This window comes from Nesterenkonia lutea, assembly GCF_014873955.1.
Classification (GTDB): domain Bacteria; phylum Actinomycetota; class Actinomycetes; order Actinomycetales; family Micrococcaceae; genus Nesterenkonia; species Nesterenkonia lutea.
In genome coordinates this window covers 2,327,488-2,345,693 of the sequence record NZ_JADBED010000001.1, presented here as the reverse complement: position 1 = coordinate 2,345,693, position 18,206 = coordinate 2,327,488, and the positions used below count along the sequence as shown (strand labels likewise).

The following is an 18,206-nucleotide window of genomic DNA, read 5'->3' as shown; positions in this document are numbered from 1 at the left end:
CCGCGATCGGCCCGGGATAGCAAGATCGCGGAGCTCGTCGAGGAGACGCACCGCGTCCTCACCGCTCATCAGAGGCTGCGCAGCCTTATGACTGCCAGCAGCTCCGTGGTGGAGGAGCTCGATCTTGAGCATGTCCTTCGCCATGTGGTGGACACTGCGGTCTCGCTGGTGGACGCCCAGTATGGAGCTTTGGGCATCGTGGACTCCGACGGTCGCCTGGAACGTTTCATTCACGTCGGGATGCCGGAGCAGGTGGCGCAGGAGATCGGGAGCCTCCCTAGGGGCCATGGGCTTCTTGGAGCGGAGCTCTATCAGGACGGCCCCATCCGGATCGATCATCTTGGAGCAGATCCACGGTCCATCGGGTTCCCTGAACGCCATCCGCCCATGGACGCGTTTCTCGGGGTGCCCATTCGAATTCGCGGGGAGACCTACGGGAATCTCTACCTCACGAACCGTGCCGACGGGCCGTTCACGGAGGAGGACGAAGAACTCGTCGCCGCGCTCGCCTCCACGGCGGCCACTGCCATCACCAATGCCCGGCTCTATCTCGCCGCTCAGAACGCTCAACGTATGAGTGCAACGCTGACGGAGGTCAGCGGAGAGCTTCTGGCATCTTCTGGCAAGGACGCGTTCGGCGTGGTGGCAGATCATGTCTCTGACCTCATCGAGGCCGACCTGGTGAGCATCGTCGTGCCGGGGCGCGAGGCCGGAGAGTTTCGCGTGGAGACAGCCCGCGGTGATCAGGCGCCGAGCGTGCGGGGGATGAGGCTGCCCTCGGAAGATCGAGGACACACGCGGGGCGATACCGGCAGCGATGAGGGTCGGGAGCACGAAGCCCGGGGAAGGCCGCCCTTCGAGGAGCCGCTGCGGGGAGGGGCGACTCTCGCGGCCCCTTTTGTCATCTCAGGGGAAACGCTCGGGTTTCTCTGTGCCAGCCGCCGCGCACACGGGCCATCGTTCACCGCGCAGGATTTCGACACACTGTCCGAGTTTGCTGAGAAGGTCGGCATCACCGTTGCGCTCGCCTGGGCCAGGGCCGACAGACAGCGTCTCGACGTCGTGGAAGACCGGGCCCGGATGGCTCGGGACCTTCACGACCACGTGATCCAGAGACTGTTCGGCATGGGTCTGGGCCTGCAGGCTCTTGCCGCCACGGAGCCCGCCCATGCCGAGACGCTCGACATGCATGTGGCTCAGATCGATGCGGCCATTGCTGACATCAGAACAGCCATCTTCAGCCTGAACGTCGACGACTCTTTCGAGTCCGTGCGTCACCGACTCATGGACGTGGCCGCTGAGCTGACTCCAGCTCTGAACTACTCCCCACGCGTGACGTTTGGAGGGCCCGTGGACCTAATCGTCATCGGCCAGCTGGCCGACGACGTCGTCGCCGTGGTCCGAGAGTCGCTGACCAATGTTGCCCGCCACTCCCGGGCGACGACCGCCCTCGTCAGCGTGGACGTGACAGATGCCCTCGTCAGGGTTCAAGTCGTCGATGACGGCGTCGGTCTTCCGTCAGGGCCTGTTCGGGCCAGTGGAACGGCGAACCTGTTGGTTCGCGCTCGTGCACACAGCGGCGAGTTCACCCTCACCAACCGGAGTTCACACGGAGCGCGCGCGTGTTGGCAGGTGCCGCTCCCGAGTGTTTTGGAGGAAACAACATGACCCGAGTGTTCTTAGTCGATGACCATGAGATCGTGCGTCGTGGACTGTCGCAGCTCATCTCCGCCCAGCCGGGGCTGGAGGTGGTGGGTGAATCGGAGACGGTGCGTGGGACCCTCGACCGCATCAACGCGGTGCTTCCGGACGTCGTCGTGCTCGATGTGCATCTGCCGGATGGCAACGGAATTGATCTCTGCCGCACGATCACCTCAGCGCACCCGGAGATGCGCACGCTTATCCTGACGGCTTTCGACGAGGATGCAGCCAGTCTCGCGGCGGTGATCGCAGGGGCTTCTGGGTACGTGCTCAAGAACATCCGGGGTGGGCACCTCGTCGATGCCATCTACCGGGTGGCTGAGGGCAAGACTCTCATCACGCGGCAGCTGACCGAACGCGTGCGACTCTCCCTGCTCGCGCGCCAGGACGACGCCAAGACGCCGTCGGTGGACCTGACGCTGCGAGAACGCCAGGCCGTGGAACTGATCACCGAGGGTCTCACCAACCGGCAGATCGGTGAACGCCTGGGTATTGCAGAGAAGACCGTGAAGAACTACGTCTCTGGACTGTTGGCCAAACTTGGCATGGAGCGCCGCACTCAGGTCGCGACCTACGGCGCCCGTGAAGGGATGCAGGCTTCACGCGAGACCTAGTGCTGTCATGACCTTCTCAGACATGTGGAGCATCGGTCCGTTGGGCGGCGGCCGATAGGACCAAGGGCCCTGCCGCACGCCGGGCGGCTGATGGAGACTCGGGACAACGGGCAGACAAGCTCGTCCCGATCCCTAAGGACCATGCCATGAGCGCCGTCGCCCCGACCCGCACAGACCGCACCCTACAGACCGCGATCCTCGCTGAACTTGAATGGACCCCGGAGGTCGACGCCTCAGGGATCAGCGTGAACGTCCTGAACTCTGTGGTGACCCTCTCAGGCGAGGTGGGTGACTACCCGGAGCTGTTCGCCGCGAAACGCGCCGCTCGACGGGTGCGAGGCGTCTCCACCATCGTCGAGGACCTGCTCGTGGATCCGGCTTCCGGTGCCACGGTGACCGAGGCGGACATTGCTCGCGAGGCCACGCATGCGCTGGCGTGGAAGATCACCGTCCCAGACTCCGTCAGGGCCGAGGTGGATGGGCACTCGGTCACGCTCGCCGGCGAGGTCGGATGGAACTTCCAGCGCGTCGCTGCCAAGCGGGCCGTCCAATACCTTCCAGGGATCCACTCCGTGGACAACCAGATCTCGCTCACGGCGCGAGCCTCTGATGAGGCTGCCGAGGAGCGGATCAAGAACGCGCTGCTTCGCAATGCTCGCGTCGATGTGGAGCATCTGGAAGTCACTGTCACGGGGACCGTGGCTACCCTAACCGGTCATGTCCAGTCGCTGGCAGAGAAGCATCAGGCGGGAATGGCCACCTGGTCTTCGCCCTATGTGACCGAAATCGACAACCGCCTCGAAATCCGATCATCCCCATCAACACATTCTGGAGAAGCATCATGAAGAGCGACACCTATCCCGCAGCCCGCCCCAGCACTGACGATGCCTCCCATCGTGCGTTGGGCGTGATGGTCGGCTTCGACGGCTCCCAGCAGGCGATCTTGGCACTGCACTACGGTGCGGTGGCGGCTCTGCGCCACGGACGAGTCCTGACCGTGGTGAGCGCGTTCACCATCCCCACACCCGTGTACACCACTCTCGCTGCCCTTCCTGCGGCGTCCGAGGCGGAAGCGGCGGTCGCCGCAGCGGAGACGATGCTTGAGGACGCCCGGGCGTACCTGGAGGATTATCCGGGCGAGGTTACGTATAGGGCACAGCACGGCGACCCCTCCGGAGTGTTGGTGGACCTGTCTGCACAGGCGGACTTCGCGGTGGTAGGAGCCAGGGGTCGAGGAGGCTTCCTGGGCCGTGTGCTCGGGTCCGTGTCCTCGGCGCTGCCAGCCCATGCTCACTGCCCCACGGTAGTCGTGCCCCGGCAGTATGAGGTCAGCACGACCGACGGTGCGGAACGTTTCACGCAGGACGTGGATTCACGGCCAGTCCTGGCAGGATTCGACGGTTCCTCGGAGAGCAGGACCGCGGTGCTGCAGGCGGCCCAGGCAGCACAGAGCAACGAAGCTCCCCTGCGCATGCTGCTGGCGCTGCCGTCCCCGAGGGGGGCGCTCGAGTGGTATCCGGAACTCGATTCCCCGACCGAGAGCGTCACGGACCGACGAAAGACCCAGCTGGAGGAGTCACTCGACTCCGAGGTCGTCTGGGTCAAGACACACTACCCGTCACTGGAGATCACCGCGACGGTGCGCGCCGGCGACCCCGTTGCTGAGCTCGTCAAACAGGCTCGAGAAGCTCAGCTGACCGTGGTCGGAACGCGCGGCCACAGCGGGTTCGCCGGTGCGCTGCTCGGTTCGGTGTCCCGCGGACTGCTGCTTCGCGCGGCCGGTCCGGTGATGGTGGTTCCCGATATGCAGGACGAGCGACTGCGTGATCAGCCAGGACTCTTCAGATAGATCCGAGGCGGTCCAGCCATGGCCGGTGTGTGAGCCACACCTGTATCGACGGACAAGGGTCTTGGTCCGTCCCCACCAGAATCTGTGAAGGATCATATGAAGAACGACACTCACCCAGCACCCGCCCCGGCGCCCGGTGCGCGCTCTGGAAATCCTTCGGATGCGCAGGCGCGGAACGGTGCGCGCGACACCGATTGCTCACCTGCCGATTACTTGCCTTCCGACCACCGACCCGGAGAGGTACCTTCCTCCAACGTGTATGCAAGGAGCCTCGCCTCGCGGATGAACTGGCTCCGCGCCGGGGTCCTAGGAGCGAATGACGGCATCATCTCCACCGCGGGTCTTGTCGTGGGTGTCGCCGCGGTGGGACTTACGCGGGAGCCCATCGTGATTGCCGGAATCGCTGGTCTCGTCGCAGGGGCCGCATCTATGGCGCTAGGGGAGTACGTCTCCGTCAGCTCGCAGCGCGATACCGAGCGCGCGGTCCTCACCGAGCAGCGCTCCGACATCGCTGCACAACCAAGCCTGGAATGTGCACATCTCGCCGCCGTGTATGAGGCCAAGGGCCTCTCCTCCCTGACTGCGTGGACGGTCGCGGAGGAACTCACCAAGCATGATGCGTTCGCCGCCCACGTCGACGCGGAATTAGGCATCGACCCGGACGCGCTAGTGAATCCCTGGCATGCGGCCGCAGCCTCTGCCGGTTCCTTCACCGTGGGTGCGCTGTTCCCACTCATCGCCATTCTGCTGGCCCCGCTGTCCATGCTGGTGCCGATCACCGTGGTGGTGGTCGTCCTCGCCCTCATCATCACCGGAACCATCAGCGCATCACTCGGCGGAGCGAACCGTGTGGTCGCAGCCCTGCGCCTGCTGGTCGGCGGAGCCTTGGCGATGGCGTTCACCTGGGGTGTGGGGCAGCTCATCGGCATCGCCACCGGCTGATCGCACGTCACACGTCCTTCTCTCAACAGATCGGAACGATCCCATGCAGAAAACCTCTTTGATCGCACTAGCCCGGCATGAACTCGCGCAGGCGCGTGAAGCGTCCAGCGGCAGGAGCGCCAAGACTGTCTTTGGAGGCCATGAACATCAGCTCCGTCAGACACTCATGACGCTCACCGCAGGCGAAAAGCTTTCCGAGCACGAGAATCCCGGGGAGGCGACGATTCAGGTTCTCGAGGGTCGCGTGGAGCTGCACGGCGGGGGAGCCTCCTGGAACGGTTCGGTCGGCGACCTGATCACCGTCCCCGCGGGCCTGCATTCACTCGATGCGGTCGAGGACTCTGCATTCCTGTTGACCGTGGTCAAGCAACTCTGAGCAGGGGTCGCTCGTACGGCGGCCGGCAGGTCTAGAGAACCCAAGCAAAGCCCTGGTCCTATTGTTTGAACCGCACTGGGATTCTTGGAGACTCCATCGTTTGGAAAGGATGATGGAGACATGCCGAAAGAGATCAACCCGGGCAACGCGACCACGCGCCGATACTCGGAGCAGGAGAAGGCCGCAGCAGTCCGCATGGTCCGCCAGCTGCGCAAGGAGCTGGGCACCGACCGCGGCACCGTGAAGCGAGTCGCTACCCAGCTGGGCTACGGCCCTGAGTCAGTCCGGTCCTGGGTCCGCCAAGCTGACATCGATAAAGGCCACGCCCCGGGCCAGAGCACCGAGCAGTCCGCGCGAGAGAAAGCCCTGGAACAAGAGAACCGAGAACTACGGCGCGCCAACGAGATTCTGAAACGGGCCGCGACTTTCTTCGGGGCGGAGCTCGACCGCCAGTCACCGAGATAGTCGCCTTCATCGAAGCCAACAAGGACGACGTTGTTGAAGGCCGTCGACTCGGAGTCGAGCCCATCTGCACGATGCTGCAGGTGGCTCCGAGCACCTACTACGCCGCGAAACACCGCGCCCCCTCAGCTCGGAGCCTCAGGCATGCCGAGCTGATCCCGCAGCTGGTGAAACTCCATGCCCAGAACTACGGAGTCTACGGAGCCAGGAAACTCTGGAAAACCGCGAACCGGGCCGGCCTGCAGATCGGTAGAGATCAGACGGCGAGACTGATGCGCCACGCTGGCCTCGAAGGTGTGCTCCGGCGCAAGAAGATCCGCACCACCACACCTGACCCTGAAGCCCCGCGGCATCCGGATCTGGTCAACCGCGAGTTCACCGCGATCGCGCCGAACCGGCTCTGGGTCACCGATCTGACCTACGTGCCGACCTGGGCCGGTGTGGCCTATGTCTGCTTCATCATCGATGCCTTCAGCCGCACGATCGTCGGCTGGCGGGTCGCTTCCACTATGCGCACCGACACGGTGCTCGATGCCATCGAGATGGCCCGCTGGTCTCGAGGCCCGCGGCATATGCAGCTACGGTGCCACAGCGATGCAGGATCTCAATTCACATCCATTCGCTACGGCGAGAGACTGGCCGAAATCGGGGCCACTCCCTCGATCGGCACCGTTGGGGATAGCTACGACAATGCTCTGGCCGAGAGCGTCAACGGCTGCTACAAGGCCGAGCTCATCCGAGGACCGGTGCGCACGCAGCGCGGTCCATGGAAGACGGTCGAAGATGTGGAGCTGGCGACTCTGGGGTGGGTGCACTGGCACAACACTGAGCGGCTCCATGGGTACCTCGGTGACCGGCCGCCGGCTGAATTCGAGGCCCTGTTCTACGATGACAACACCAGACCCAATGACCTGGTGGAATCCCTATAGCCGGAGTCTCCATCAATCCCAGTGTGGTTCAGTTTTTCAAAGGTACATTCTCCTTTGCCTGGCTTGGGATGGACTGGTCAAACCAACAATCGAGGAACAAACGTATGGCACACGACGAGAGCTCCATTCCAGGAGACGACTCACCGGCGGGCGCTTTCGACCCGGCCTCTGCAGCCTCGAAAAGCTTCCGGGCGGAAACTGATCAGAAGCAGTACAGCGCCGTTGAAGATTCCTGGGCTGGTTCGGTGCCGGCGCAGTACGGGGTGGCACCGAGGGTGCGTATCGGCCGCAGCAGGTGGTTCAACCTGCTGTGGCTGGTGCCGATCGGATTCGTGCTGCTCATCACCGCCATCGCGGTCGCGAAAGGTCTGCGCGAGGTCCCCGCGGTGGCCCAGTTCGTCTCTGAGCACCCCGGCACGGTCCTGCCATCAGGTGCAGAAGACCGCCAGGGCATCCCGACGTGGGTGGGCTGGCAGCACCTCTTCAACATGCTCCTGATGATCCCCATCATCCGCTCGGGCCTGACCATCATTGCGGATCACCCGCGCTTCTACTGGACCCGACATTCCACCCCCGGAAGAGACTGGTTCCGCGTGCAGAAGCCGGTCCCAGCCGATCCGCTGTGGACCGCCAAACAGGATTCCATCACGCTGCCCGACAGCATCGGCCTTCCCGGAAGGCGACATTCCATCGGCCTGGCCCGCTGGTGGCATCTGGGGATCAATGTGCTGTGGCTGCTCAACGGAATCGCCTTCTACATCCTGGTCTTCACCACCGGCCACTGGCAGCGACTGATCCCCACCAGCTGGGACGTCATCCCCAATGCGGTCTCGGTCATGATTCAGTACCTGTCCCTGAACTGGCCCACCGACGATTCCTGGGTGGCCTATAACAGCCTCCAGATCATCGTCTACTTCATCACCGTCTTCGTCGCAGCCCCATTGGCGTTCATCACCGGTCTCGGTATGTCGCCCGCACTGTCGACGAAGTTCCGAAGGATCAGCCGTGTCTTCAGCATCCAGTTTGCACGGTCACTGCACTTCTTGGTGCTGATCTGGTTCCTGCTTTTCATCATCGTCCATGTCACCTTGGTCGTGGCGACCGATGCGCTGCACAACTTCAACAAGATGTACGCCAGCAGCAACGATGCCGACAGCTGGACCGGGTTCTGGATCTTTGCAGGTTCCCTGGTCCTGATGATCATCCTCTGGGTTGGCGCCACCCCCTTCACCTACCGGCATCCGCGCGCCGTTCAACGCATCGGCTATGCGTTGATCGGACCGGCGCAGCGGCTCTTCGAGCACCTTGATTCAAAGCCCGGCCAGTACACGGAGAAGGACATCTCGCCGTATATGTGGCACAACGGCAAATATCCGGAGACGACCGAGTACAAGGAACTCTTGGACAACGACTTTGCCGAGTACCGGTTGAGGGTCTCCGGGCTGGTCGGTAACCCTGTGGAGCTGGACCTGAAGCAGCTGCGCGAGCTTCCGCACCATGAGCAGATCACCCAGCACTTCTGCATTCAGGGTTGGTCCGGGATCGCCAAATGGGGAGGCGTCTCGATGCAGACCATCGTCGATCTGGTGAAGCCAGCACCGGAAGCCAAATGGGTCATCTTCTACTCGTTCGCGGAAGGGCCTGATGGCGGAATCTACTACGACGCACACCCGATCGAACAGATGGGGTACCACCTGACGATGCTGGCCTACGACATGAATAACGAGGCCCTTCCTTACGGACACGGGGCGCCGCTGCGGCTGCGCAACGAGGTTCAGCTCGGCTTCAAGCTCGTCAAGTGGCTCAAGGGGATCGAGTTTGTTGAAGATTTCGCGGAGATCGGTGGCGGTGAAGGTGGCTACAACAACGACCACGAGTTCTTCGGCTACAGGCAATCCATCTAGAGCGCCGCATCTCAGTGACTAAACACGACACTCACCGTCCCGAGGTGATGTCTACCCCGTGCCATCTGCAATGAGGAGACACAAGAAATGAAACACTACTCAGTCCCGTTGACCCCCGACTTGGCACGGGCAGCTAGGGCGCTCACCCAGGTTTCCGTGGACGAGATCGGTCGTTCAGCTTCGCTTGATCTCGCGCGGGTCCGCGACTTCGAACACCGTGGAATCCCTTTGTCCGTGGACGACAATTACCGACTGCGGGTGGCACTGGAAGAATTCGGGGCTGTCTTCTTCACAGAGGACGGACAGGGCGGCTACGGGGTGCGGCGTAAGCACACGGCTGCCAAGATTCGTCAATTGTCGCGATGGGAGGGCGAAGGCGGGCCTGCGCACGTTTGAGGATGACATCGGAGAAATACCGTTTTTCCTGGGTGGAGGCCGCCGTGTCCTAAACCGGTGTCGGGGTCTCCCGGACTTCTAGGTGTTTCGCGGAAGATTCCCCGCGATTTGGATCGGATGCAGACGGATAGACCGACTGAAGACCTCCGTGGCCGAGGCCCGGATATACCTGCCCGATCCTTAACGCCTTGAACTGCTCAGGCGGCGTCTCCGATCACCGGGGAATCGACTTCGCCGGACCATCTGGCTCAATCGTCGTCGCGCCGATGGATCTAGTGATCCGCGCAACCGGAGTGATCGACGGTTGGGGACAACTCGGCTGGGTAGTACTGGGAAGGATGCCCGACACCCCAGGGTTGCACGTTGAATTCGCTCACTGCGCGGCCAACAGCATCGAGGTAAACCCCGGTGACACCGTGGCAGCAGGAACCCCGCTATGTACCCAGGGCAACACCGGCTCATCGGCAGGGGAGCACCTACACTTCCAAATCGGTACCCCCAACGGTGACGAGAGCATTCCAGGGTGGAAAACCTCATCGACCCCGCCGTTCAGGATCCCGCGCCCGCGCGGACCACGCCGCCGAGCCCGTCAGCGTCTCAGCCTGAGTCGGCCGAAGCGACCTTGGATGAAGGTCAGGACGAAGATCCGCTAGCGGATCGAGAGGCGATGGAGAAACTGGGGATGGAGGTCGCCGAGATCATGATCACCTGGGACCTCAACGAGGACTTTAATCAGACCGCTGCAGAAATACGCGCAGCGGACCTCATGACCGAAGAACTGGCAGAGTCCATCACCGCGCCCGAGCGGCCTACTACCGGCACCGAATGGCTTGAAGCCGCCGAGTCCGGGGCAACGAGCCAGCCCACGGTGAAGCCGAACCGGGCGACCTCGAACGAGGTCGTCTCTATCGAGGCAATGTGGGTGTGGGTCACCGAGGACGGGGACGTGGTCAGCAACCCTACCGAGCGCCGGCTGTTCTTCTTCAATTTCGAGGAAGGCGACGACGGGGAGCTGTTGGTCAGTGACTACAGCTACGGCTCGGTGTAGAGGGCGTAGGAGATGCAGAGAGGTAGTCTCTGGGCGCGAGGCGAGCGGTTCGCTCGGGTCAGGCTTTCCTTCGTGGTGAGCATCGATATGCTCACGGAGCTGGACCTGCTGCTGGGTCCACCTGCGTCACATCGTGTCTGACGAATCCCCCCCCGTCAGTTTGGGCCTGATGTCTGGTAGTTGCTTGGGGTCGCCCACAGGGGCTCTTTATCCAAGACGGGTTCTGAGGTTGCTCTCCAAGGCAGCGAGGAACTCCTCGGTCGTGAGGTAGGGCTGATCCGGGCCGATGAGGGAAGCCAGGTCCTTCGTCATCTGGCCCGATTCCACCGTGGAAACCACGACATCTTCCAGGTCGTTCGCGAACACGACAACCTCGGGAGTGCCATCGAGGTCGCCTCTGTGCCGGAGCCCCCCGGTCCAGGCGTAGATCGAGGCGATGGGATTTGTAGAAGTGGGTTTCCCTGCTGGTGCTGTCGATAGTGACGGGTAATGGTGCCGTGGGCGGCCTCAGCTTCCACCGTGTTGCCATCGGGGGTCATGAGCACCGAGGCCATCAGTCCCAGCGAGCCGTATCCTTGGGCGATGGTGTCGGATTGGACGTCTCCGTCATAGTTCTTACAGGCCCAGACGTAACCTCCCTCCCATTTCATGGCTGAGGCGACCATGTCGTCGATCAGACGGTGCTCGTAGGTCAGTCCCGCTTTAGCGAAGAGATCCCCGTACTCTGCATCGAAGATTTCCTGGAAGATGTCCTTGAAGGCACCGTCGTAGGCTTTGAGGATCGTGTTTTTCGTCGAGAGGTAGACCGGGTAGTTCCGCTTGAGCCCGTAGGCAAACGAGGCTCGTGCGAAGTCTCGGATGGAGTCAGTAAAGTTATACATCCCCATTGCCACGCCTCCATTCGCGGGAAAAGTGACAACTTCCTGGTCGATCGTCTCTCCTCCGTCTTGCGGGACGAAGGTCAGGGTGAGAGTGCCGGCGCCGGGAACTTTGAAGTTGGTGGCGCGGTACTGGTCACCGAAGGCATGACGTCCGATGACGATCGGCTTGTTCCATCCAGGGACGAGCCTCGGGATATTGGAGAGGATGATGGGCTCGCGGAACACCACCCCACCTAAGATGTTGCGGACCGTGCCGTTGGGGGAGGCCCACATCTTCCGTAGACCGAACTCTGCGACTCGGGCCTCATCGGGAGTGATAGTGGCGCATTTGATGCCCACTCCGTGTTCTTTGATGGCCTCGGCAGCCTCGATGGTGATGCGGTCCGCGGTGGCGTCCCGATTCTCAATGGAGAGGTCGAAGTAGCGGAGGTCTACTTCGAGATAGGGGAGGATAAGTCGTTCTTTGATGAACTGCCAGAGGATTCCTGCCATCTCGTCGCCATCGAGCTCGACGATCGGTCCACGAACCGCAATTTTCTGAGCGGGTGCGTCATCCGGAACGTGGGACGGGTGGACAGTCGAGTGGGATGTGTTCTCGGGCATTGGTTCTCCTCGATGGTCGGTGGAGCGCACGTGGTTGGGATTGAAGCAGACGTCTGAATCTTCTGAAGCGAGCGTGACTGGCGCAGAGTCAGTGGGACGTGCCTCTGGAGGGTGTATTGACTACTTGTCCGGCGTAGGAGAATCCACCGCCGAACGCGAACAACAACACGGGACTATTCGGAGGCACGGCGTCGGTAGAGAGAATTTTGGCTGAGGCAATGGGGACGCTTGCGGACGACGTGTTTCCGGAGTCGATCACATCGCGGGCCGTGATATCCATGGAGATGCCCAGTTGCTTAGCGAGTGGCTCGATAATGCGCAGGTTCGGTTGGTGTGGAACGAAGGCAGCGAGGTCCTGCGGCTCAATTCCGGCAAGGTGGCAGGTCTGGCGGGCCAGGTCTGCTGCCTCGGTGATGGCCCAACGCATCACTGACATTCCTTCTTGCGCGAAGCGCAGGCTGGGACGTTCGATGCGCACTGTCTCGACCAATTCTGGCACTGATCCCCAGTGCACTGGGCCGACTCCAGGGGTCTCTGAGGCGGTGAGAACGACTGCTCCGGCCCCATCGCCGACCAGAATGCAGGTGCTTCGGTCAGTCCAGTCGGTAAAGTCGCTGAGCTTCTCTGCTCCGATCACCAGTGCGGTCGTGGCCGCCCCCGCCTTGATGGCGTGGTCAGCGGCTGCCAATGCGTGTGTGAATCCTGAACATGCAGCATTGATGTCGAATACGGTCGGCGCTTTTGCTCCGAGATTCGCGGAGACTCGTCCTGCCGTACTGGGTGCTCGATCTTGGTTGGTGACGGTCGCTACGATCACGAGATCAACTTCTGCAGCTGCCATTCCCGCGTCCGCAAGGGCTGCTCGTCCTGCGTAGGTCGCCATCTCGGTGACGGATTCGGTGCCAGCGATTCGTCGCGTACGGATGCCGACTCGGCTCGTGATCCATTCGTCGTTGGTATCGACGATATGACTTAGCTGGTCGTTGGTGATGAGCTGATCGGGTTGTGGGCACCAACTCCCACGAGTCGAGATCCAGGTGACGAATTCGATGGAGATTTCAGGCCACGTTCTGCGGAGTTCGTCATGAGATTCTCCTTGGCCTGGCGACAAGCGGCCTTACTAGAGGGCTGGTGGAAAACGGGTGGTGGTGGCCGCACGCCGAGATGTGGCAGCCCATGATCGGCAGGGCCTCTGCGACGCGCTAGGGCTCGTCACGGTTGCGCTTCACGTGACTGCGGGCGTGTTCGACTGCGGGCTCGAGCTCCGCGAAGAGGTGGTTGTGGTGACGAAGGGATTCCAGCACTCCGACCCGGGTGACCAGGACCAGATGTCTGTCCTGGATGCCCTTCACTAGGACCGTGATACCGCGTCGTTCCAGCGCGGTGACCATCTCTGACACCACCCGGGCGCCGGTCGCGTCGAGGATCTGCAGCTGGGACATCCGGATGATCACCACGTCGACGTTGCGGATCTCGGTGACCTTCTCCAGGACGCGTTCAGCGGCGCCGAAGAACAGGGCCCCGTCGAGCCGGAAGATCGCGATGTGCGCATCTCCGGAGTGGGCGGGTCCGGGAATCACCTCTCGGTGCACCCCGCTGGTGGCGACCATGGAGCGCAGTGCGAAGAAGGCGGCGACGACGACGCCGATCTGCACGGCTACGATCAGGTCCAGCGAGACTGTGATCACCGCGGTGACGAGGAAGACCATGGTGTCTGCGCGGGTCGAGCCGACGATCGCGCGGACGGTGGCGATCGAGACCATGCGCGCCGCGGTGACCATCAGCACTCCTGCCAGTGCGGCGAGTGGGATCTGGGAGACCGGACCGGTGGCCAGATAGACGACACCGAGAAGTACCGCGGCGTGGGTGATAGCGGCCAGTCGGGTGCGGGCTCCGGAGCGGAGGTTCACCGCGGTGCGCGCGATCGCTCCGGTGGCCGGCATGCCGCCGAAGAAGCCCGATGCCACCGAGGCCAGCCCCTGTCCGACGAGCTCGCGGTCGGCGTCGTAGGGGCCGGTGTCGGAGATCGAGGTTGCGACCCTGGCGGAGAGCAGCGATTCGATCGCTACCAGAGCGGCGATGGTGGCAGCTGGGGCGGCCAGCGCCATGAGGGTGGCGCCGTCGAAGGCTGGCAGCACTGGGGCGGGGAGGGAGTCGGGCAGGGCCCCGATCCGAGCGGTGGGCACGTCCAGCATTGTGGCCAGGACGGTGGCGCCGATGATCGCCAGGATCGAACCGGGCATCTGCGGATGGATCCGAGGAGTGCCGATCATGATCACCGCGACCAGGGTGACGAGTCCCACGGGGGCGGCGATCTCCTGCCAGGGCACGGTGGCCAGACTCTGCGCCGCGGAGATCGCCGCATTGGCGCTGGGGCCGGCGAGGACGCCGAAAGCTGCGGGGACCTGCTGCAGGAAGATGATGACCGCGATGCCGAGGGTGAAGCCTTCGACCACCGGCCAGGGCAGGAAGGAGACCACCCGGCCCAGCTTCAATGCTCCGGCGGCGATCACCATGACCCCGGCCAGGACGGTGACCACGGCCAAGGCCGCGATGCCCTGGGAAGCGATCACCGGGCCCAGCACGACCACCATGGCACCGGTGGGGCCTGAGACCTGCACGTTGGAACCGCCGAAGACCGCGGCCACGAATCCGGCGACCACCGCGGTGATCAGGCCGCTCGCGGCCCCGGCGCCGGAGCTGACCCCGAAGGCCAGCGCCAGCGGCAGCGCCACGATGCCCACGGTGACCCCGGCGACGAGATCGCCCTTCCAGGTGCGGGGGACTTGCGTGTAGTCGGAGCGTCTGGGCAGCAGCGCCTTGATGGACGCGACAGCCTTCATCGGGTCTCGGCGTCGGTATGCGTGGCCCGTGCTTCCGAGTCTGCTGCCAACGCTAGATTGCGTTCGGTGGTGCGCAGGATCTCCTGCAGGAGTACTTTCGCAACCGCTAGAAGTTGCGCCACCTGGGGGTGGGCAAGAGAGTAAAACATTTGCAGCCCGCGACGCTGGGAGACAACCAGGTCGTAGCGTCGCAGCACGGCCAGGTGCTGGGACAGGTGTGAGGCTTCCAGCTCCGTCTTCGCTAGCAGTTCCGTCACTGAGACCTCTTGTTCCTCGGTGAGGAGTTCTAGCACGCGGATCCGCACTGGGTGAGACAAACCCTTGAAGAGGTTGGCCTTCACCTGGTTGAGGGAGCCTTGACCGGTTACAAGATCCTTCACGGCTGTCTCCTGCTCAAGATCGACATATTTACTGTTTGATGTAATGATCATATACTGCTTGAGGCTCGGTTGTACCCAGAAAACTCTGTGAGCTGCTCTGCGGTGCAACCTCGGAGCACTGTTTTCCTCTCCGCTGCAGATCGCGGTGCCGGGCGGGGGTGCACTGGATCGGTCGAAATGGAAGTCCTCGAACTGCAGCGTCCTCATCGCTGCACCATCCACCAATTGAGTGCGCACTAGGGCACCAAAATCTCGGAGGACAAGCGTCATGGCGACAACGTTCCATTACACCGCTGACGACCCACGTGAGGCGTCGCGGGTCGTGCCTCGGTCCAAGGGGACGATCGTCGTTAACTGGCTGACGACCGCCGATCACAAGGTGATCGGGTACATGTACCTGATCACGTCCTTCGTGTTCTTCTGCGTCGGCGGCGTGATGGCGCTGCTGATGCGCGCGGAGCTCTTCGAGCCCGGCATGCAGCTGCTGCAGACCAAGGAGCAGTACAACCAGCTCTTCACCATGCATGGCACGTCATGCTGCTGATGTTCGCGACGCCGCTGTTCGCGGGTTTCGCGAACGTCATCATGCCGCTGCAGATCGGCGCCCCGGATGTGGCGTTCCCGCGCCTGAATGCGCTGGCTTTCTGGTTCTTCCTCTTCGGCGCGCTGGTCGCGATGATGGGTTTCCTCACCCCGCAGGGTGCGGCGTCCTTCGGCTGGTTCGCCTACGCTCCACTGTCTGACACCACCTACTCGTCTGGGGTCGGCGGAGACCTCTGGGTGTTCGGGCTGGTTCTGACCGGCTTCGGCACGATCATGGGTGGCGTCAACTTCATCACCACGATCCTCTGTATGCGGGCCCCGGGCATGACCATGTGGCGGATGTCGATCTTCACCTGGAACACGCTGACCACCTCGATCCTGGTGCTGATGGCCTTTCCGCCGCTGGCGGCGGCGCTGTTCGGACTGGGACTGGACCGGCGGTTCGGCGGTCACATCTTCGACCCGGAAGCAGGCGGTGCGGTCCTCTGGCAACACCTGTTCTGGTTCTTCGGACACCCGGAGGTCTACATCATCGCGCTGCCGTTCTTCGGCGTCGTCTCGGAGATCCTTCCGGTCTTCAGCCGCAAGCCGATCTTCGGCTATAAGGGTCTGGTCTATGCGACCATCTCCATCGCCGCCTTGTCAGTGACCGTGTGGGCACACCACATGTACGTCACCGGTGTGGTGCTGCTGCCGTTTTTCGCCCTGATGACCATGTTGATCGCGGTGCCCACGGGAGTGAAGTTCTTCAACTGGGTCGCCACGATGTGGCGAGGGTCCCTGACGTTCGAGACGCCGATGCTCTGGAGCCTGGGCTTCTTGGTGACGTTCCTCCTCGGTGGTCTCACTGGCGTGATCCTCGCGGCGCCGCCGTTGAATTTCCACGTCTCGGACACCTACTTCGTGGTGGCGCACTTCAACTACGTGGTCTTCGGCACCGTGGTCTTCGCGATGTTCGCCGGATTCTACTTCTGGTGGCCCAAGTGGACCGGCAAGATGCTCAACGAGCGTCTGGGCAAGATCAACTTCTGGATGCTGTTCGTCGGTTTCCACGGCACCTTCTTGATCCAGCACTGGCTCGGCGTCATGGGTATGCCCCGTCGTTATGCGGACTACATGGTCGAGGACGGATTCAGCACCATGAACCAGTTCTCCACGGTGTTCTCGATGCTCCTGGGCGCGTCGCTGATCCCGTTCTTATGGAACGTGTGGATCACCTCCCGTAAGGGCAAGAAGGTCCTCGTCGATGACCCGTGGGGCTTCGGCGGTTCGCTCGAGTGGGCGACCTCCTGCCCGCCACCGCGGCACAACTTCTACTCGCTGCCGCGGATCCGCTCCGAGCGTCCCGCGTTGGACCTCCATCACCTGAGCTCGCTGACCGTCATACCCTGCAGACACCGGGTGGAAAGATTTTTGGCCCGGCGGATCAGCGGGACAAAGAGATCGTGTAATGAGTGACGCGTAGTTTTTTAGACTTCCATCGCCTGTCTGTCGCCTCGGGCGGGGACAAGTTTTCTGGGCGGTGTTGGGACTGCGGTCTTAGGGTGTGCGGACCCTTCACCGTATGACGAAATCATGAGGAGTGAGACTGAGGAAATGTCGCCTGTGTGCGTCTACCAGCGCGGCGGGGAGGCTAGAAGCTAGCTCTCCTGCGCCGTGTCTCGGGAGATCGGCTGACTTTGTGAAGAGTTCCCGCTCTCAGTGAGAAGCACTGACCCAGGAGCGACTTATGGGTGCACTAGTTTCTCGAAGTGGCAAATTTTGGTGTTCAGCGGAATCGGGCAGGTCTGCGTGCCTCAAGTGTGGTCTCCGAAGGCGGGGCCGCCCTCGCCTTCCCAGCGGTTCAACTGTCGAGTCTTGGCAGCCGTGTACTTGTGTCGCACTCCGCGGCCACCGAAATCATCTTCGGCGAAGATCACAGCGCCGAATTCCTCCAGGGCTGCACGAAGTCTTTTGTTCGCGTCAGCCGGCAAGGGGGATCCGCGGTGCTCAAAGTCGCGGACCAGCGCAGGATCAAGCGCGGCTGCCTCGCTGATTTCCTCTACTGATACCTGGGTGAGGGCTCTCGCTGCTCGGGCCAGGTCGGAAGTCAGTGGGGCAGAGTATTGGCGCATAGCCCTAGCCTGTCAGATCCCATGTCATGAGAGAACAGTTCGCTTGGTCGTTCACCCCTGATACTCCAAACGGCTGATGCATATTAGGTACTCAGATTTGGCCCTGGATCGCGGTCAGATTAGTACACCTACCGCTAGGTAGACCCTATTGACCAGACAGTGCCCAGCCAGCCAAGGCTCGCTGGGACAACTGTTCTGTCATGCCTCGGTGCTGGGGTCACCCTTTACTGACGACTGCAAAAGGTCCTCCTGAGGGTTTTGTAGCTTATCGAATCGCCCACACTAATTATTCTGTAGCCCGAATCCCGCGTGCAACACTAGAGGACGGCCGCTGGCGCGTCCGGCTGTGCTGGTCCGGCCCTTGTGCTCGTTTCTCACTACAGTACCGTCTCAGTTTTTTCTCTCGTGCTGTCCTTCGGATCGTACGCCCGCGCGCCGCTGACACAACCCGGTTCGTTCCTCACCGGGTCTGCGCCGACCAAGACTTTCTTTCGGCGCTCGTTCCTCGCTTATTTCCTCGAAAAACTCCTTAACCGGCTGGGCTTCTGTGTGGCAGCTCCGTCGCGAGCAGCTCACAAGCTCGCCAGCACGAAGAAAAAACGATGAGGGGCTTGGGTCGGG

14 protein-coding genes and 3 pseudogenes are annotated in these 18,206 nt (G+C 62.4%); 13 read left to right on the top strand and 4 right to left on the bottom strand.

Going from position 1 to position 18,206, the window contains the following annotated elements:
• Positions 1-87 precede the first annotated feature (87 nt).
• The 11 genes and pseudogenes from H4W27_RS10665 (at position 88) to H4W27_RS10615 (ending at position 10,221) form a co-directional block, all read left to right on the top strand.
• Positions 88-1,668, top strand: coding sequence for a sensor histidine kinase (locus H4W27_RS10665; protein ID WP_192595916.1), 1,581 nt, complete (start codon positions 88-90; stop codon positions 1,666-1,668).
• Positions 1,665-2,315, top strand: a complete 651-nt coding sequence (locus tag H4W27_RS10660; RefSeq protein ID WP_192595915.1) for a response regulator — start codon at positions 1,665-1,667, stop codon at positions 2,313-2,315. The genes H4W27_RS10665 and H4W27_RS10660 overlap by 4 nt, the downstream gene beginning before the upstream one ends.
• A 146-nt stretch (positions 2,316-2,461) precedes the next feature.
• Positions 2,462-3,160, top strand: coding sequence for a BON domain-containing protein (locus H4W27_RS10655; protein WP_192595914.1), 699 nt, complete (start codon positions 2,462-2,464; stop codon positions 3,158-3,160).
• Positions 3,157-4,164: a universal stress protein gene (locus H4W27_RS10650; RefSeq protein WP_192595913.1), complete on the top strand. Its 1,008-nt coding sequence runs from the start codon at positions 3,157-3,159 to the stop codon at positions 4,162-4,164. The genes H4W27_RS10655 and H4W27_RS10650 overlap by 4 nt, the downstream gene beginning before the upstream one ends.
• A gap of 282 nt (positions 4,165-4,446) precedes the next feature.
• Entirely contained in the window at positions 4,447-5,106 is a 660-nt protein-coding gene (locus tag H4W27_RS10645; protein WP_225939087.1) for a VIT1/CCC1 transporter family protein, read from the top strand.
• A gap of 166 nt (positions 5,107-5,272) precedes the next feature.
• Entirely contained in the window at positions 5,273-5,482 is a 210-nt protein-coding gene (locus H4W27_RS13885) for a cupin domain-containing protein (RefSeq protein ID WP_318782304.1), read from the top strand.
• 120 nt (positions 5,483-5,602) lie between these two features.
• Positions 5,603-6,873, top strand: a protein-coding gene (locus tag H4W27_RS10635) for an IS3 family transposase (RefSeq protein ID WP_192595910.1) whose coding sequence is annotated in 2 segments (ribosomal slippage) — positions 5,603-5,906 and positions 5,906-6,873 — 1,272 coding nt in all. Because the reading frame shifts where the segments join, the coding sequence is not laid out codon by codon here.
• A gap of 104 nt (positions 6,874-6,977) precedes the next feature.
• On the top strand, positions 6,978-8,777 hold the full coding sequence (locus H4W27_RS10630) for a molybdopterin-dependent oxidoreductase (RefSeq protein WP_192595909.1): 1,800 nt from the start codon (positions 6,978-6,980) through the stop codon (positions 8,775-8,777).
• 87 nt (positions 8,778-8,864) lie between these two features.
• The gene (locus tag H4W27_RS10625; protein WP_192595908.1) at positions 8,865-9,173 is read left to right on the top strand and encodes a hypothetical protein; all 309 of its coding nucleotides are present in this window, start codon (positions 8,865-8,867) and stop codon (positions 9,171-9,173) included.
• A 188-nt stretch (positions 9,174-9,361) separates the two neighbouring features.
• Positions 9,362-9,655, top strand: a pseudogene (locus tag H4W27_RS10620) (M23 family metallopeptidase); the annotation flags it as partial.
• 41 nt (positions 9,656-9,696) lie between these two features.
• Positions 9,697-10,221, top strand: a complete 525-nt coding sequence (locus tag H4W27_RS10615; RefSeq protein ID WP_318782399.1) for a hypothetical protein — start codon at positions 9,697-9,699, stop codon at positions 10,219-10,221.
• Between the two features lie 207 nt (positions 10,222-10,428).
• Here the strand turns inward: H4W27_RS10615 and H4W27_RS10610 are convergent.
• The 4 genes and pseudogenes from H4W27_RS10610 to H4W27_RS13955 all read right to left on the bottom strand — a co-directional run bounded on the left by H4W27_RS10610 (position 10,429) and on the right by H4W27_RS13955 (position 15,198).
• Positions 10,429-11,594 (bottom strand): annotated as a pseudogene (locus H4W27_RS10610) (NADP-dependent isocitrate dehydrogenase).
• Positions 11,595-11,793: 199 nt separating this feature from the next.
• The gene (locus H4W27_RS10605; protein ID WP_318782302.1) at positions 11,794-12,816 is read right to left on the bottom strand and encodes a beta-ketoacyl-ACP synthase III; all 1,023 of its coding nucleotides are present in this window, start codon (positions 12,814-12,816) and stop codon (positions 11,794-11,796) included.
• 91 nt (positions 12,817-12,907) lie between these two features.
• Positions 12,908-14,548, bottom strand: a complete 1,641-nt coding sequence (locus tag H4W27_RS10600) for a SulP family inorganic anion transporter (protein WP_192595905.1) — start codon at positions 14,546-14,548, stop codon at positions 12,908-12,910.
• Positions 14,545-15,198: an ArsR/SmtB family transcription factor gene (locus H4W27_RS13955; protein ID WP_404821852.1), complete on the bottom strand. Its 654-nt coding sequence runs from the start codon at positions 15,196-15,198 to the stop codon at positions 14,545-14,547. The genes H4W27_RS10600 and H4W27_RS13955 overlap by 4 nt, the downstream gene beginning before the upstream one ends.
• On the opposite strand from H4W27_RS13955, the pseudogene ctaD reads away from it, so the two are divergent.
• Positions 15,197-16,922: pseudogene (gene ctaD, locus H4W27_RS10590) on the top strand (aa3-type cytochrome oxidase subunit I). The gene H4W27_RS13955 and the pseudogene ctaD sit on opposite strands and share 2 nt — an antisense overlap.
• Positions 16,923-17,222: 300 nt before the next feature.
• A complete protein-coding gene (locus H4W27_RS10585; RefSeq protein WP_192595904.1) occupies positions 17,223-17,519 on the top strand; it encodes a hypothetical protein in 297 nt (98 codons plus the stop codon).
• The last annotated feature ends 687 nt before the right edge of the window (positions 17,520-18,206 follow it).